Annotated in this window: 1 rRNA gene; it reads left to right on the top strand. The window is 51.6% G+C overall.

The features are described 5' to 3' along the window. Positions 1-232 (top strand): 23S ribosomal RNA (locus ACPUD7_RS17945); the annotation flags it as partial. Between the last annotated feature and the right edge of the window lie 22 nt (positions 233-254).

Here is a 254-nt window from a genome sequence, read left to right on the forward strand (position 1 = left end):
GGACGAACCTCTGGTGTGCCAGTTGTTCCGCCAGGAGCATGGCTGGTTGGCTACGTTCGGGATGGATAACCGCTGAAAGCATCTAAGCGGGAAGCCTGCTCCGAGATGAGATTTCCATCCATACATTTTGTGTGGGAGAGGTGTCCTATAGATGATGGGGTTGATAGGCCGGGTATGGAAGCACTGTGAGGTGTGGAGTTGACTGGTACTAATACACCGATCACTCATCAACTCTTTTGTTGGGGTTGGTGTGT

The organism is Brevibacterium sp. FAM 24630 (assembly GCF_049804075.1).
Classification (GTDB): Bacteria; Actinomycetota; Actinomycetes; order Actinomycetales; family Brevibacteriaceae; genus Brevibacterium.